Genomic DNA, 15,509 nt, shown 5'->3' on the forward strand with positions numbered 1-15,509 from the left:
AGGCAAAAAAGAAGCGCGACACCAGGTTGTCGGGTTTTAATAAGGATGTAACTAGCCACTCATACTGAGAATGTTGGATGGTTACTGAAATGATTATTGCTGCAAAGCAGAAAGTGAATCGTGCACCGGTGGTGTTTACAAATACGTTTGGTCGAGCTCGCTGGTCAGGCTGTTATGAATATATGTTTGATTCGGCTCTGATTGAGAGCATGGGTATGTTCATAGAGCAGCAAGCAAGAATGGATGGCTACAACGACATTCGTCGTCAAAGTCGCACAGATAACCCTTTTCACCCAGAGTTCTTAGATGGTATTCCCTTTGATAAGTGGGAAGACCATTATCAGTACGGCGTCATTTCTTATCGTAACGACAATCTCTAAAGCTAGTTAACTGCGTGAGTTTTGCTCAAGGGTTAGTGGGACTTGATGAAAAATCAGTGCTTCTTGAGTTAGGCAATACCCGGCTGTCATCATCGTCGTATAAATGGCGGGGAAGGAGCGTGGGTTGAGTTTGAACTTGTTGCTTTGAATGTCATACAGGTCTCTGCTGCCAATTTTTTTAAATGTGTTTACGTTCGTATTGGGCACAATCAGTTCATCCGCAAGAGAGGCTTTGGCCATAGCGAAACCCGCAAAATCACAATCGAAAAAGGCTATAACATGGCCGCTAAAATTCTTCTTGAGTAAAGACATGGTAATGCCTGTTTCTTTGTCGCCACGATAAACGATAAGAGCGTCTTTCTTGAGTGTGCTGAAGTTGAAGTTAGCGTTTTTGAGGTTTAGAAACGTCTCAAAATTCTCTACTAGGATGCATTGCGAGTGTTGAATACTGCTGATGCACTCTTTATTGAAAGTGATATAGCCACCTTCAGGAGATGTGTAGAGTTTACCTTCCACTGTAATGGACTCCCCGTTGAGTGGGTACACTGAGATATGATTTGCCTTTACTTGTTTTCCATTTAATTTCTCATCAGAAAAGTGCTCTGTAGTAGATTCTCTGCTGCTGAAATCAACGTCTGAAAAGATGTCGAAACCACTTTGTTGAAGGAAGAGCTCTCTTATCTTCTTGATGTCCCGAGAATTGAGTTCAATCTTGCTACCTGTGGCTCGTCCAATGTTCATGTCTTGATAGAGAGTTTCAAAGATACCGGTTCTGGAAAGTGTGGCTTTAGACCGTTTTGTTTTGAGTCGCATAAGACGGTTGATATCAGTTTTGCTTAGTTTTTTGTGCATTAGCGAGGCCTCACAGATATATCAACGATGTGTATGTTGCCGGTGTTGTTAGGGTAGTAGTGATCACCAATTGGTGTGCACAAGATGAAGGCCGCTTGCTCTTCCAATAAGTCTTCATGGTATCCCAAAAGTCCAAACAGCCAGGCATCCCGTGATATATCGCTGACACCGCCTTTGATGTGTTCGATGTAGTAGTCGCTGGCAAGGATTTCACGTTGCTCACTAATGCATGACGTCAGAATATCATCACAGAATGAGTCTATTGGGTCACCTGTATCGGTTGTGTCCTCAATTGTTTCATTGAGGTTTTGAGGTGGTGCGAGTTCTGCTTTCGGGCGGTCTACTTGGATCTCTATAGATGTCGTCAGAACATTAGTTGCAATGCGGTCTAGATCGTCTTCTATGTTGATGTCATGGAAGTTTGCAAATGCGGTAACCGCAATCGGTTCGACTAGATGGTGCTCTGCGCTTATAGAGGACTCCAACTCAATGTCATGGAAGGTTTCGCTGATATCTAACGCAAAGGTGTGCTCGTCGTTAAAAAAGCCGTCAAAGGCTTGTATGAGGCGTTTATCTTTCTGTCTTTCTCTAAATGCCATTAGGTGCAATCTGAGCTTCCCAATGGTGATTTCTAGATCGGCTTGGCAATCAGAGATATTTTGGGGTAACTCAAGGCAGAGTAATTCGCCTAGTCGTTGATCGCCACCGGCAATATCAGCCAATACGGCGGGGGAAAACTCTTTTAATGCCTTAACGAGATTGGTGGCTTGTTCAAGAGCGCGATTGTTTTCAGTGGCTTTCTCTTCTAAGGAAGTGGCGTACCCGAACTGCTGCTCTACGCGGGAATGCAGACGACTTTTTGCATCAATCAAATCCGTAATGAGTGTGTACACTAAACCTTGAAGTTCATTGAAGATGTTGCTCTCAGTGCGCTTGTTACGTTGAGTGAGGGATCGTTTTGCCTCAAGGTAGCTTTCTGCGAGCTCTCGAATATCGGGTATCCTGTTGGCGTATTCCGTATCAAGGTAACGTGTAGACTCTGTCTCTAAGTAATAGTGAATGAACGCCATTAGTTTTGGGTTCACAAGATAACCCGATCGAGTGTTAATCAATGCTCTCGCTTGGAGAAGCTTCGTAATGTTACCGGAGTTTTCGTTCGACTTGTGAACCCCATTGTTATTGAATGCCTCGATTAGTGTTTCTCTAGAAGCGTGTATCAGCGATAAGAGTTCTTCCAGGCCACCAGCGTGTCGTGATTTATCCATAGTTAGAATAGCCCCTGTTGCTGCTGTTCCGAATCTGCTTGAGATACAATGTCGATGCGCTCATCTAGGAAGTTAAGGGTCGCGTAGATGTAATCAATCCTGCCGGTTACTTGGTAGATTTCTCTCTCGGTGTGAGCTAAAACAATCAATCCATGGCGCACCATAAAATCAATCACTAAGCGAGATTTATCGCTGATAGTTGAGAGGTTCTTCTTTCGCTTGACGCTAGGGTGCTTACAGATCGTGTTGAGCTTTTCTGTGGCTGACGCTGAGTTGGTGACATGATCGGAAAATCGGGTAGCAGAGAACTCAGAGCCGGCAGTGATCACTGAATCGCTGTGTGTGGTTTCGCTAATAAGGGCGATTAGGGCCACGATGGGTCTTAGTGCGGTGTGGATCTCGGTTTGCTGTTTACGAATCGACGCCCCAGTAGCGCTGTTAATGTTCTTATAAACAACGTAATAGGTGCCACTGCGCTCAGTTTGGTAAAGTCTTAGATCGTGAAAGCTAAGAGCCATTTTGATTTTCTGTTGTTCATCGGTGATCGTTTTGTGGGCTTTAGGGTGAGCCCATTGGCAGATATGAGTGCCTTTTAATAGCAGTTCTAAAACTCTAGATACTTCGATCATGATTGTGCCTCCTGTGAACGCTGACGCAGAATGGCGTCCTCAAGTGCGGTTGGTGCGGGTTTGTTGGTGATGACACCGGCTTTGGTCAACTTATACAAATTATCGAAGAGGCAGGCTGTTTGGGTTTTGCCGTTAGGCATGGCTGCAATGATGTTGATGTTTGATGCTTTAAGTAGGTCAACGAGTCTTTCAAGGTTCTGAGCGGCCAGTTTGTCTGCTTCATCAATAGGGAATGAGACCGTGACATTTGATTGACTGCGCTGAGAGTTAATCATTGCGGTGTACAGCAGCACTTGGATGAGTAGGTTGGTACCGTTACTTGCAAGGTTGGCCATTTCGGTATTGGTGCGGGCCGTTTTTCTTCTTCCGTTCTCGGTAATATCAAATTCAACTTCGAATAACTGAGAGACATCAAGGTTATTGGTTTTGGTAATGTGGGTGCTTGTTGTTCTCAATGCGCTATGGAACTCTTTGGGCGGCAGTTCCTTAGATGCCTGGCTGTCGTACTTGTTAAAGATGGCAGTAAAGGTGTTGATGTCCTCCCATCCCGCCAGTTTTTGCAGTGTAGAGTTGATGTTGATTTGAATGTCATCGATCACTTCAAACTTATTGAACTTGGCTACTTCATCTGAAATGTGGCGTCCTTCGCTTTTGATCATCCCTTCGATATTAATCATTGAATCTCGGAAGTTGCGGATCATTGAGCCCATGTTCATCGAGCTAGTAATCACAGAGTTACTTAAGCTTGGAAGAATGGTTGTAATGATCTCATTGAGCACTTTGATTTTATTGCTGGCTGAGTCGAGTTGTTTGTTTGCGAGGCTTTCATGCCAGAAGCGGAGTAGGTCGCCTTCACCCCAAGTGCGGGCGAGTTCTTCGAGTTTCCTGATCTGTTGATTACGAAGGACTTTAAGTTGTCTAACGTTATTGATAAGTTTCAGTGTTGTATGCGCAATGGTGTCGAAGTCATCTGAGCACTCAAATGATTCAGTTCCTACATCGGAGCTATCTAGTTCAATAGCCACTTTGTGTTGGCAGCTGTCATAGTGAGCAATCTTATTGTCTAATTCGATGATGTCGCGTTTGATGGTCTTAAGTTTAACGTTGAATGCGTTAGTCTCTTGCTCGATAGAGAAGTGAATATCTTTTAGTTGGGTGGAGGCTTTTTCCCACAAGTCCAGAGTGGTTTCCTGTTGTTTTCTGAGTTGAGGGATGTAGTTGTTCTGGCGCGCCATAAAGGACCGGTATTCACGAATTGTATCTTGCTGCCCTTCGAGTTGGGTGATCTTCTCGCTGAGTGCGGTGATATTTGTCTTGTATTGGCCATAGACACTATCGCTCACACCTTCGTTTTTGCGGCGATCGCTGATCTCTTTTTTAAGGAGGTTTAACTTCTCTTTTTGTTGTGACGTGTGCGACGTTATGGACTTATCTAGTGCTTCAGTCTCTTGGCTGGTGGTAGTTTCAAGATCGGACAGTTTACTCAGTTTCTCAGATTGCACGGTTATGATTTTTTCAGCCAGTTCATTTTTGATGTGCTTAACGCTGCTGTGTCGGTGTTCCAATTGTTTAGTTGTGGCATCCAAGGCGTGACCGGTATCTTCAATGTTCTGGGCGATACTTTGGTCAATAGCGATATCCTTGCTTCTTACATTGGCTTTGTGCAGTTCAATCTTGTTATTAAGCTGAGTGATTTGTGTGTTAGTTTGTGTCAGCTTCTGTTCGTCTACTTTTTCCTGTTTCTTATTGGTTTTAATGGTTTGCGTAAGCGATGTGATTTTCTTATCCGTCACATCAATTTCATGGTTAAGCCTAGCTGCTTTTTCTTCCATTTCAATGGTAGAAAAAGGCGAGTTTGGTAGGTGGTCGGTGGTAATGTTGATCCCAAACAGTGACGACTCAGCGCCTTCGATTCGTGGGTTAAGGTGGGTGTCGAGTAATAGGGATTCCGTTGCAATTTTACCAATTGGTAGTGATTGCCAGTTCTCTACGTGATTATCTAGAAACGCATAGAGTGATTTCCCATTGGGGTTAAGTAGTTTCTCTAAAGACTCGAGTTGTGCTTGTTTGGTTCTTAATTGTTGTTGCAGTCCGTCGAAGGTGTTTAGGTCATTAGATATAGTCTGCTGAAAGGTACTTATAAGCTTTGATAGTTCAAGTTTGGTCGTCTGAAGTTCAGTTAACTCGTTTCTGCAGCGTTCCAGATCATTGATAATTGCGGTTTTATCTTCGAGTAATTGTTTGTCTGCAGAAGGTTGTTTTAGTTGTTGTTCTAGGCTTCCCTTGTCAGTGTTCAGTGACGCAATTTCCAAACTGAGTGATTCAATTTTTTGGGTTGCTTCAGAGGTCATTGTCTTCTCGCGTGACGCTGCTGTTGCTTCTATGTTCTTGCGTTCGACGTCTAGAAGGTGTTCTTTGTCCTTCTTTTCACTCTCAAGCTTGGCAATAGCATTGCTGTGTATCTTGGTAATACTTTCTTCTTTCGCTGTTCTGTACTTTTCGATGTCAGTCAGCTTTCTATCCAGATCTGCGAAGTTTTGCTTCTGTTGATTTAGGTTCTGACGCAAAGAAGGCAGTGAATCGTAATCAGAAACGGTTTGTGCCATTTCTACATCAATATACGTTTGGCTTAGCTGAGCGTTCTCGTCCAGTTCACTGTTAAGTTTTGCTAAGTTGATGCGGTGCTTAGATTCGTCACCGGTAAGAGTGTTGCGAATTGAGTATAGCTCTGACAGTTTTTCGTCTTTTTGTTTTGAAATCGCAGCTTTTGTCTCTTTGAGCTCAGGCATTAGTTTGTCTTGAAGGTGGGCAACCTCAATTGCTAGGTGTTCTCGAGCGATTGATAAGTAAGTGGATTCAGAGATGATGGTGTCATTGTTGGCGGCAGCTTCAGTGAATCCTTCTCTGTTTTTATCAAACGAGGTTACAGCTTCGTAGTCATTGCACCACTTGTCGATGCGTTCTGGATCGATACCGATCTTGATGTCGTTATCTTGCATGCCAATGACCTCAAGCAGTAATTTTTTAGTGCTTTCAACGTTGAACTCACCCTGCAATAAGGCAATGGTTAAGCGGTCGATGTGTTTGATATTGCGGTTCCCGGAGCATAATGAGTAACGACTATACTCTCTGTCCCAGTTTCCAGGATTGAGGTTTTGAATGATTGAGCGATAGGTTGTGATGCTTGAAATGGGTTTGGTGTAGTCGCAGCGAAACTCAATTAGATTAGCAACTAGTTCACTCGAGGCGATGGCGTATGAAAGTTCGTCTTGAGTTTCTTTAATGATGACATCTTTGTTGAAAGCTCCGTCAACAAAGCGATATGACATTTCTACACTTCGACCGGGATCTGAATAAACGATAACATGGGCTAGATTTCCACGGTTTGTCACGTACTCGAAAATCAAGTAACTGTTTGGGTTAGGAAGGTACCAAGCGACAAAAGGTTGAGGTGCGCCACCAACAACGGTTTGTCTGTCGGCACCAAAGAAGAAGCCAATGGTTTTTAGAAGGCTTGTTTTACCCGCTCCGTTAGTGCCGATAACTCGAGTAGCACCATGAAAGTCAAATTCGTTGATGAGCTTTCCGTTTGGTCGGCTGTTGATTGTGATGATTCGCCTAAGGCCTGGTGTCATATCGTAAAGTATCCTAATAAAGAGTTGTCTTTTCAGAGTATGTTATCGCAGAAATAGTATCGCAAAACTGTGATAGCACATCAAAGGGACGAAAAACGTCGCTTATAGATCAGTGGTAGCTGAATGTAGGTTTGGCAGGAGGTTTTTGCAGGGAAGTGGTGCCCAAAAGAGCGACTCGGAACGATTCTCAAGAGCACGAAAAGTTACAGGTGTCACAAGGGTATTTCTAAAGTGCGTCTGCAAGACCTTTTGTAGGGAAAAAGTCTGCTGGTGGTGAAAGGGTTAACCCTAGTTCTTCCACAGATACAAAATCAATCTCTTCTGGTCTTAACCCCAAGGCGCCGTAAAACAAATAGTCATCGTATTTCGTTCGTTCGAACATAAATAGCACTGCACTCTCGCAATTAAGAGTGGCGACTTGCGTCATTGAGTTGCGGATGCTCTTAAGCATATTAGCCTGGGTGTCTGTCGGGATGAAGAATTCACTTAGGGGTCTTCCTAAGTTTCTCATCATGTCTATCTTATTTAGCCCTATATCGCTTTCTGGATTTTTATTCCTATCTGTAAAGGCATAGTGGCAGATGATGCCATCAACCATGTATGCGCCAAGTAGTCTAAATTGCCCATCGAATTCAACGCCGATATTCCCAATCATCTTGTTTGTTCGATTGTCCATGGAGTTACTTTTGTCCTAGCGTTTTGTTTCGAATTGCAGTCAGTTTATCACTGTGATATCGCATGAATAACCGTGAAAAGTGGAAATTAAGTTACAAAGAAGTTCGCCTTTTCTGAGTATTCGCAATATCCGCAAGCTTGGTCTTATCGTGCGACTGATAGCAAAATCAAGATCTAGCTCTGAAATCTGTCCGGTAAAAAAATAAGGAGGTTGGTTCTGTTGGCAGTCTAGTGGTGGTTAGTCTAAATCGAGTGCCTTTAGAAAATGTTCAAAATCAAAAAGAATGGTGTACCTGCTTGGGCGTTGCGTTTGTGTAATCTCGTGCGTTGGCCATTAATGAGAAATGCAGTTCATGATGATGTAGGTCAGCATACCTTTCGTGTTGCCGTCATAGCACATCACATTGCAATGATCGCTAAGCACACACTTGGAAATCCAACGGTGAATCCCGACCGTGTTGCCGCAATGGCAATCTATCATGACCTTGCCGAGTCTTCTGGTCCGGGTGATATTCCTCATTCAGTTAAATACAGCTCGAAAGAGGCGATGGATCTCTTTAAGGCTCTCGAAGCTAAAGCAGAGCGCGATCTAGCTGACTCCTATAGTGATGCCGCTTTTGGTCAGCATATGCGTGAGTACATCATCCAAGATGAGCTTGATGGTGAATTGAAGTTTATTGTTAAAGCCGCTGACATAATTGATGGGTTCATTCATGCCGCAAAAGAGCTTGAGGGTGGGAATAAGGATTTTTCGCACGCGTATAATCGCCAAAAGACGCTTCTTAATGACTATGTGAGCGCTAGTCGAGCGGTGGCAGTGTTTGTTGATGACTATCTACCCTCATGCTTGATGAATCTTGATGAGTTAGCTCATGGTTCGGCAGAGTGATGAGTGATATGTCATTGCAGGAACAAATGGGTTCACCGACAAAAGAGCAGATGGAAGGTAGGGTTAACGCCCTAATTGAGTATATTTATGTACTCACTAAACTGAAGCGCGGTTTGGGTACAGAGACTCAGATTAAAGAATACCAGGGTAAACTTGCAGTGCTTCGGCCTAAGTTCAACCACCTGCTTTACGACTCATCGCCAGAAGAGCGCGATCTGCTTGTGCAAGAATTCAGTAAGATGAGTCAGGGGGCTATAGACCCAGACTTGCAACTTGAATACGTCGCACACATGGAATCCGCGGTGTCTGTCGCTAACGGTTGGCCAGCTAATCACAAAAACGAAAAGGGTGAGGTCACTAACTTTTATGTCATGCCGATCTATTTTGGTGTGATGTATGTGGGCCCTAAGTGTGTAGAGCTAGATAGTGCACTGGCAGACACGCTTAATGACGTTTGGAAACACAGCGGCTTGCCTGAAGCCTATCGAGCCATTGGTGGTGTGTCGCCTATGGTGGCAACGTCATTAGCGCTTAGTGAACCATTCGCAGTTCAGACCATAGCGAGACGATTGAGCGTAGGCATTGCAAAGAATGCTTTATCAGAGTTGAAGTTTACTTGTACTGAATCCCCAAATCTTGATGTTTATCCAGATGATGCTCATGTGCGTAGAGTGTTCTTCTTACCGGTGCCATATGTGACCCGTAATCCGCTTGATATGGGTGGTATATCTGATGCTTATGTCATGTCACCTGAAGCCCGCGATCTGGTTAATGGCGTGGTTGAGGATCTATCTAGTGTTGTCGCAGAGCGATTCCCCCGTATCGAGATGATGACTGTGCCGTTGTCACCAGAGAAAGTCTTGGGACATACCTTGGCTTGGTATAATGAGATGGAAATGCGTCAGCAGCTCCTTGAGCCTTATTTAGAGATGGATCCAGAGTCCATTCGTAGTGAGGGTTATGAGTGGCGTATTGCCAGTGCGGATAACTCGTTTAATTTCGATGTATTCCTGATGCTGCAGAAAGACGGGAAGACAGTAGACGCAATAAGATTAGAGTCAGCACCTTTATGGACTTCACTGTTGCTGGTGGTTGATCGAATTGCCGGCCTCTGTGCTTCCACTGGCCTCGAGTTGACCGTTTCTGATGGGGCAATCCCGCGAGCGTACTTACAAAAGTATGAGAAGTATGTCGCTCAAATGAAGGTAGAGGCAGAAGCAGAGAATGACGATTCAGAATAATCATAGTGCAAACGTCACGATGTTTAGTGGGGACACGAAATCGAGACTCGATGGTTTTCTCGTGATGCTTAGAAAGGAAGCGGTTCTTTATAATGTGAAGGTATTTGCGACAATACAGCCCCGCTCCGTAAGCTATCAGTGTAGCAATGGATTTCAGGCCATTATCCGTGTGGTAAAGGGGCAGTATTGGTTGAAAATAGGTGACCGAGAGACGCCAAAGGACAGTCTGCAGGTGGCATTAGTGCGTCTGCGATTTGAGTTTATCCACTTTGTAGATCCAAAGCGCGTCGTGGTACCCGATCTGTAGGGTTCTCACTCGTCCTGTATGCCAGGGAGAGCTTCAAGTAGAGCTTTCGCTTTCGGGGTGTTGCAGCTGATTTCTGACTTCACAGCTTCGTAGATATCAATCCTGACGTGAACATCCAGAGATTTGTCGAATACTTCTCGAATTGATGCGACGTCATTTTCGCGTACTAATTTTGCAGCTTCATTGAATGACATAAAAGGCGGTCCTCATGTGTTTAGTTTTCCACAATGAGGACTAGCGCAGTTAGCACTTAGATCATTAAAGTGTTGCGCTTTCTTTGCTATAACGGGTCGCGGCTATAAGTGCCCGATCTGGTCACTCTTTTTAAGGTGGGGGTCATTTTTTGAGCGTTTCGGGGTATTCAGATGCAACAAAGCCCGAATAAACGGGCTTTGTGCATAGCTGCCTATTCGGCAGGAATATTGACGGCCGGTTGAATGGTCACGAGGCCTGATGTCAATATGTTGTCTACTTATGCAGTAGCATTCTTAGCTGCCTATGCGGCAGGATTGCGACCATTCATTATTACCTTAGTACCTGGTGTTTGGTGTTTCAAATGTGCAGGTGAAATCTGTGACTTGGGTTCATGTCGTTGTACCCGATCTTAAATTGATTTCAAAACACTACTCATAACATAGCATGTTTAATTTTGCCTACTAGTGGGACAAGAGCAATGTCGCTCTCGTAAAAACGCTAAAATTAGCGATAAGGGTATTTGATGAAAAATGTTATTCGAGTTGAAGTAGCCGGTGCGATTTTCTTGCAGCCAATTAGCATGGATAGAACTGAAACTAATCTTATTGATTTTAAAGCCATAGATCTGTTGGGTTTGATGGCCAAGCGATCAATGCCTGACATGTTGCAGGCAATTGAGTTAGTGGACGGGGTAATTCTTGCTCAAAGTATTGAGTCCAAGGAATGTCATGTGGTGGCTAAGCTGAATCTGCTGTCTGATGGAACGGTGAGTTATACGCGAGAGGGTCAGGAATTTTCTGGGTCTGTTCAATCGTTCTATGAGTTTACGACTGGTTCTAATGATTGTCCGATCGTCGTGATGGTTGAAGATAACTGCATTCCACGTCTGACAACTGTTTTTCAGGCGATGATTACGATAGTGGCGCAGACTTCTGATATGGTTTGTGATGCAGGGGAGTTACATGCCTCTGATTTTAATGGCGCTATTGCTACACTCGACGCGGTGCTGGCTAGTGGGGGAGGATTGTCCAGTTCGGATGTAGATTCCCTAACTATGTCAAAAAAGGCGTTGATTGAAACAAAAACTTCTTTGTTTGGAGTGTGTGATGACGTTCAAACTATGGGCCTATTTGATTAATCGATAACAGACAGAACGGGATGCTTTGCATCCCGTTTTCTTTGCCCAAAATCGGTAAGGTCGGGTTGCGATAGTGGCAAAAAAGCACTTCAAGGATCTACAATTTGTTACCTCATGAGTAACAGATTGTAGAGCTGTGTGCCTATTTTCATCCCCTTCAATTCGAGTTTGTTTACCAAAAGCGGCGGAAAGCCCCTTCCTGAGGGGGGGGAGAGCAGTCAATTCCCGCAGTACTGATTCTTAAGTTGTTCGTATGAGTGCGCTTTTTCGCTTGGTAACTGCAATGGGTATTTTTGAGTGACACGAATGAATTTCAATATGTAAGAGCATCGATTTTGCGGCGGTAGATACTCAGTAAGGTCTTTAGAGCTTTTAGATTGATTCAATTTTCGCTCGACCACCAGCAGGTTCTTGGTGTCATTAGCAAAATCCTCACGCATATTTTGGGTCCAGTCTATTGCTCCGTGCTCCCAGGCAAACTCCAGTGGTACTACGTGAGTTACATCAGCCTTGTTGGCGTCGTTAATGCTATTTCCGGTGAATGTACTGATCCAGTGCCCACTAGTCACTCTGCATTCATTGTTAGTGTTGTACCTTACCGGTGTTACTGATGTTGAGATCAATAGCTCCGCTCTCGTGTTTCTACAATCACCATTCTTGTCTATCCAGCCAGAACCAAACTCACCTCTAGAGAATTGTCTTTGAGATTTACCTTCGCTAGGTAAGCGGCCGTCGTTTTCTAGGCATTCCTCCAAAGAAAAGTACAATTTGTAGTTTGTGAGTTCCTTGTAATTTGGAGAGCTAGCTGCATAGCAGATCCCATCACTACTTAGTTTGATGTCCTCGAAGGCCAGAGCTGGCAATGCGAATGTTGTGGTGAGAAAAGTGAATGTAGTGAGTATGGCTCTCATCATAATAGTTCCTTCCATCTATCTATAAAATTAATGATTTCAAATTCATTATAAGTGGGTGTTTGATTCGCAAAAATCGGTGACACACGTTTGCTCATCAACGGATGGCAGGCTAAAATGTGACTAGACACGGTGAGTGAAGTCATGAAATCAAAATGGTGCGTGATGGCTAGAACTGCGAGTGAAAGAAAAAGAGAGCAGAGAGCGCGTGACAAGGCGCTTGGTGTTAAGGAGATTAATATTCGAGTGCATGCTGAAGATGAAAAAGCAGTCAAAGCGCACGCTCAGGCTCTTCTGGAAAAGAGACTTAATAAGTTACAGGGGTAACGCTCAAAAGTGACAAGTCACAGATTGGCGATTATTGGTGTAAGAAATTTCATCATTGAGCCCTTTAGCGATTACAACCATGTGTTAATGTTAATGAGTGTTCACTGATAACCACAAACAACAGGAATTCGATTTGATGAATAAATTATCATTGGATGACATTAAGGCAAATAGAAGTACAGATACGATCCCGACTGATTCGGTGCAACGTTCATTGGCGTCATCCACAGATGCGCAGCAGAAGATTGAGCAGGAGCAAAAAAGAGATTCTGTAAATAAGAATCAGAAGGTGGGGGAGTTTCTATACATTAAGAAGTTGACTGCGCTGGTGGCCAGTGGTGTTTCTCCTGATCAACTTAAGCCTAAGCATCTAGAAGAGTTGGGTGGTCACTTTAATCGACGAAAGCAGATCATTGAGGAGTTCGTTGATAAGTACCTGGATGAAGACGGGAAGATCATTCAAGTTGGTAGTGAGTGGAATGAGGCAATTGGCGAGATCATGACGCTGATTACCAGTCTTCAGACGAAGGTAATTACTGCTTCTCGCACAGCAGCTCACTCACGAGTTGATTCATTGAAAAGTCGTTTGGTCGAGGCGAATGAATTAATAGCAAATTATAAGTCTTCTGACTTGGCGCAGAATGAAAGAATTCAAGATTTAGAATCTATGTTATGTACCAAGGAAGAATTGGTTGCCAATCTCACTGAGGATCTTCAAATCAAGAGTGAGGACTTGGAATCGGTCGAGAATGATCTGAAAGGAAACAAAGTAGAGCTGGCCGGCGAAAAGAAAGTGACAGAGATGCTATCTAAACAGATTCAATCTCAAGCCGAAGACATAGACGTTCTGCAAGCGAAGGTGGAGAAGTTACAGGATGAAAAGGAAGGTGCCTTAGTTGAGTTGAATGAGGAAAGAAACTCTGGTGCGCTTGTAACTCAAAAGCTGGAAGCGTTGGAGAAATCTTCTGTTGAGCAGGGAGATAAGTACCGGGTCGATATGCAAGGTAAGCAGTCCGAAATCGAGTCGCTACACCAGAAGGTTTCAGATCTGAATGATAGTCAGCTATCTCTCAATGAAAAGCTTAGCCAGGCGAACATGAGTATCACTTCGCTAACAGAGCAGCTTGCAGGTGCGAAGGGGTCGTTGGAGAGCTCGGAAGGTAAGGTGGAAGTCTTGCAGGCTAGTATTGCTGATGCGCATGTGAAGCTTGGGGTAAGTGAAGCTGAGTTGGGCCGTTTGCGTGGTGTTGAAGAAGAAATGCAAAACCTACGTGCTAGCAACGCTAGACTCGCTTTGCAGTTAGAGCAAGCGAGTGCAGCACTTGATGTGAAGAAGTCATCATCGAGTTAATACACGGAAGATAGGTAACATGCCTTATTAGGGATGCTTCTTGGCGTAAGTGACATGAGAGCTGTTAAGAGCAGTGAAATCATGTTGGCTTACCAACGTTAAGGAGTGTTTAGTGACTAAACAAGAAAATCAGTTCTTGTGGTGCGAGGTATATCATGCGCCGCGTTGTTAGAGCTGTATTGGAAATATCATTACCAAATCATCAGTTCGTGCCTCAAAGCAGCAGCCTTTGGAGTACGGTTGACGGTGAATTTAAGATCTTCAACTTAGGTCCTTTCACAAGTATCTATAAAAACGATGATCTGCAACTCACGTTTGACGAAGAGGCTTATGAAGCGAATCGGATAGCGTTTTATGATCGGATTGGTGATGTGGTTGGCAGTAGAGATTTGGCGCTTCATTTGAAGCGTGAAGATGGTTGTATTAAAGATAGGCTGGGAGGCATATATGGATTTGTACACAGCAATTGCGAATAAAGTAGAGCATAAATTTCATGGTAATTTGGTTGCAGAGGTGGCGGTTGATCCGTGTTCTCGAGTGACGCATGAGGTGGATGTTTCCCCGGGAAACTTAGTTGGAGCGATTAAGTCGCTACTCCACAGAGATATGTCTATGGGTGTTCGTATCAAGCGAATATGTGGTCTAGACGAAGACCAGATATACAGCGTCATTTAAATCAAAATGTTAAATTAATGCCCACTCTTTTCGAGTGGGCATTTTTGTGCCTGTTTTGCTGGTTTGGTAAGAAACGCAAAAAAAGCGCAACTAATTAAATGGTGGAAAGAGCACGGCTTACTTTGATTTAGGCTTCCCATGAATCAAGGTGTTTTGAAATGAAAAGCGTAATTTTACTTGTGGCTACGGCTGCTTTCTCTGTAGGTGCGATTGCTGACTCTGAGGTCTGTAAGAAGATTGGTGAGGCGCAAGCGGGCAATGATCATGATACGGTTATTGAGTTAGCGTCAAAGGTTAAACCAGAGGACCTGGAGAGCTGTAAGCTGATAGCTCGTGATGTCCGAACTGACATTAACCTTTCGTTTGATTAGAAAGCAAAAAGCCTAGAAAGATAATCTCTCTAGGCTTTGTTTTAAATCGCTTCTGTTTCTTCTAGATCGGATAAGTACATTGAATACCCAATAGGTGAATATTGGAGTTGCTCATCAACGACAAGAGTAACATGTACTTCTTGATCCGGATCCGCGCCAGCATCAAACATGGCTTTGGCTGCTAGTCTTGCTGCGTTCTCGAAGTCAGTAGCTTTGCATTTCACTATCTCGTCATCACCGCCATTTGGATGGCACTGGCACAGGTAGTTCTTTAAAGTCTCGCTCATCATTCTGTTCCTTATGTTTCATGTAGAAAGGTTAACTTCCCAAATTTGGGTCGCAGATGATGTATGAGCAAAACTGACAATAAGTTATTGTCTCGAGTTTCTTTCCTAGGCTTCTTTAAGAAGGTCTCTTAAGTCGGTAAGGGCTTGTTCTGAGTCAGGGCCTTCTGCTGATAATGCGACAGTGGCATTGCCTTGAACTCTCAAATCTACGATGTCTTTAAGGTTCTTGGCATTTGCGCTTCCGTCCCTGTAAAACAAAGTGATGTCAGATTTAAACTCGCTCGCTTTCTTCGCCAATTTTGCAGCCGGTCTTGTGTGTAGGCCGTTCGCATCGCCAATGACGACATCTTGAAATTTTTTCATCTTTTAGTTCTCTTTTTG

Annotated in this window: 19 protein-coding genes; 10 read left to right on the plus strand and 9 right to left on the minus strand. The window is 43.9% G+C overall.

Annotated elements, in window-relative coordinates; genetic code table 11:
* Window positions 1-77 precede the first annotated feature (77 nt).
* On the plus strand, window positions 78-380 hold the full coding sequence (locus A6E01_RS19880) for a hypothetical protein (protein ID WP_065211237.1): 303 nt from the start codon (window positions 78-80) through the stop codon (window positions 378-380).
* Window positions 381-386: 6 nt separating this feature from the next.
* On the opposite strand, the gene A6E01_RS19885 is transcribed toward A6E01_RS19880, so the two are convergent.
* The 5 genes from A6E01_RS19885 to A6E01_RS19905 all read right to left on the minus strand — a co-directional run bounded on the left by A6E01_RS19885 (window position 387) and on the right by A6E01_RS19905 (window position 7,437).
* A complete protein-coding gene (locus A6E01_RS19885; protein WP_065211238.1) occupies window positions 387-1,232 on the minus strand; it encodes a DUF7281 domain-containing protein in 846 nt (281 codons plus the stop codon).
* Window positions 1,232-2,497, minus strand: coding sequence for a hypothetical protein (locus A6E01_RS19890; protein ID WP_065211239.1), 1,266 nt, complete (start codon window positions 2,495-2,497; stop codon window positions 1,232-1,234). The genes A6E01_RS19885 and A6E01_RS19890 overlap by 1 nt, the downstream gene beginning before the upstream one ends.
* Window positions 2,498-2,499: 2 nt before the next feature.
* Window positions 2,500-3,126: a condensin complex protein MksE gene (locus A6E01_RS19895; RefSeq protein ID WP_065211240.1), complete on the minus strand. Its 627-nt coding sequence runs from the start codon at window positions 3,124-3,126 to the stop codon at window positions 2,500-2,502.
* Window positions 3,123-6,761 carry an ATP-binding protein gene (locus tag A6E01_RS19900; RefSeq protein ID WP_065211241.1) on the minus strand — a complete coding sequence of 1,213 codons (3,639 nt, stop codon included), beginning with the start codon at window positions 6,759-6,761 and terminating at the stop codon, window positions 3,123-3,125. Before A6E01_RS19900 ends, A6E01_RS19895 begins: the two co-directional genes overlap by 4 nt.
* A gap of 226 nt (window positions 6,762-6,987) precedes the next feature.
* Window positions 6,988-7,437, minus strand: a complete 450-nt coding sequence (locus A6E01_RS19905; RefSeq protein ID WP_065211242.1) for a hypothetical protein — start codon at window positions 7,435-7,437, stop codon at window positions 6,988-6,990.
* A 264-nt stretch (window positions 7,438-7,701) separates the two neighbouring features.
* Between A6E01_RS19905 and yfbR the strand changes: the two genes are divergently transcribed.
* The 3 genes from yfbR (at window position 7,702) to A6E01_RS19920 (ending at window position 9,873) form a co-directional block, all read left to right on the plus strand.
* A complete protein-coding gene (gene yfbR / locus A6E01_RS19910) occupies window positions 7,702-8,325 on the plus strand; it encodes a 5'-deoxynucleotidase (RefSeq protein WP_065211243.1) in 624 nt (207 codons plus the stop codon).
* Window positions 8,325-9,566: a hypothetical protein gene (locus A6E01_RS19915; protein ID WP_065211244.1), complete on the plus strand. Its 1,242-nt coding sequence runs from the start codon at window positions 8,325-8,327 to the stop codon at window positions 9,564-9,566. The genes yfbR and A6E01_RS19915 overlap by 1 nt, the downstream gene beginning before the upstream one ends.
* Before the next feature lie 61 nt (window positions 9,567-9,627).
* Window positions 9,628-9,873 (plus strand): hypothetical protein, encoded by a 246-nt coding sequence (locus A6E01_RS19920; protein WP_133152949.1) that lies wholly within the window; start codon window positions 9,628-9,630, stop codon window positions 9,871-9,873.
* 5 nt (window positions 9,874-9,878) lie between these two features.
* Here A6E01_RS19920 and A6E01_RS19925 read toward each other — a convergent pair whose 3' ends face one another.
* A complete protein-coding gene (locus A6E01_RS19925) occupies window positions 9,879-10,067 on the minus strand; it encodes a hypothetical protein (RefSeq protein WP_065211246.1) in 189 nt (62 codons plus the stop codon).
* Window positions 10,068-10,591: 524 nt separating this feature from the next.
* Between A6E01_RS19925 and A6E01_RS19930 the strand changes: the two genes are divergently transcribed.
* Complete coding sequence (locus A6E01_RS19930) at window positions 10,592-11,206, plus strand: hypothetical protein (RefSeq protein WP_065211247.1); 615 nt, start codon at window positions 10,592-10,594, stop codon at window positions 11,204-11,206.
* Window positions 11,207-11,424: 218 nt separating this feature from the next.
* On the opposite strand, the gene A6E01_RS19935 is transcribed toward A6E01_RS19930, so the two are convergent.
* Entirely contained in the window at window positions 11,425-12,120 is a 696-nt protein-coding gene (locus tag A6E01_RS19935) for a GmrSD restriction endonuclease domain-containing protein (RefSeq protein ID WP_157939653.1), read from the minus strand.
* A gap of 141 nt (window positions 12,121-12,261) precedes the next feature.
* On the opposite strand from A6E01_RS19935, the gene A6E01_RS21355 reads away from it, so the two are divergent.
* The 5 genes from A6E01_RS21355 (at window position 12,262) to A6E01_RS19955 (ending at window position 14,841) form a co-directional block, all read left to right on the plus strand.
* Window positions 12,262-12,444 carry a hypothetical protein gene (locus A6E01_RS21355; RefSeq protein WP_133152954.1) on the plus strand — a complete coding sequence of 61 codons (183 nt, stop codon included), beginning with the start codon at window positions 12,262-12,264 and terminating at the stop codon, window positions 12,442-12,444.
* Between the two features lie 136 nt (window positions 12,445-12,580).
* Window positions 12,581-13,795, plus strand: a complete 1,215-nt coding sequence (locus tag A6E01_RS19940) for a coiled-coil domain-containing protein (RefSeq protein ID WP_065211248.1) — start codon at window positions 12,581-12,583, stop codon at window positions 13,793-13,795.
* Window positions 13,796-13,950: 155 nt separating this feature from the next.
* Window positions 13,951-14,271, plus strand: a complete 321-nt coding sequence (locus A6E01_RS19945) for a hypothetical protein (RefSeq protein WP_065211249.1) — start codon at window positions 13,951-13,953, stop codon at window positions 14,269-14,271.
* The gene (locus A6E01_RS19950; RefSeq protein ID WP_065211250.1) at window positions 14,243-14,470 is read left to right on the plus strand and encodes a hypothetical protein; all 228 of its coding nucleotides are present in this window, start codon (window positions 14,243-14,245) and stop codon (window positions 14,468-14,470) included. Before A6E01_RS19945 ends, A6E01_RS19950 begins: the two co-directional genes overlap by 29 nt.
* A gap of 158 nt (window positions 14,471-14,628) precedes the next feature.
* Window positions 14,629-14,841 (plus strand): hypothetical protein, encoded by a 213-nt coding sequence (locus tag A6E01_RS19955; protein ID WP_065211251.1) that lies wholly within the window; start codon window positions 14,629-14,631, stop codon window positions 14,839-14,841.
* A gap of 41 nt (window positions 14,842-14,882) precedes the next feature.
* Here the strand turns inward: A6E01_RS19955 and A6E01_RS19960 are convergent, their stop codons facing one another.
* Both A6E01_RS19960 and A6E01_RS19965 read right to left on the minus strand, forming a co-directional pair.
* Window positions 14,883-15,131, minus strand: coding sequence for a hypothetical protein (locus A6E01_RS19960; RefSeq protein ID WP_156744654.1), 249 nt, complete (start codon window positions 15,129-15,131; stop codon window positions 14,883-14,885).
* Window positions 15,132-15,233: 102 nt separating this feature from the next.
* On the minus strand, window positions 15,234-15,491 hold the full coding sequence (locus A6E01_RS19965) for an HPr family phosphocarrier protein (protein ID WP_065211253.1): 258 nt from the start codon (window positions 15,489-15,491) through the stop codon (window positions 15,234-15,236).
* Between the last annotated feature and the right edge of the window lie 18 nt (window positions 15,492-15,509).

Source organism: Vibrio breoganii (genome assembly GCF_001677275.1).
GTDB classification, from domain to species: Bacteria; Pseudomonadota; Gammaproteobacteria; order Enterobacterales; family Vibrionaceae; genus Vibrio; species Vibrio breoganii.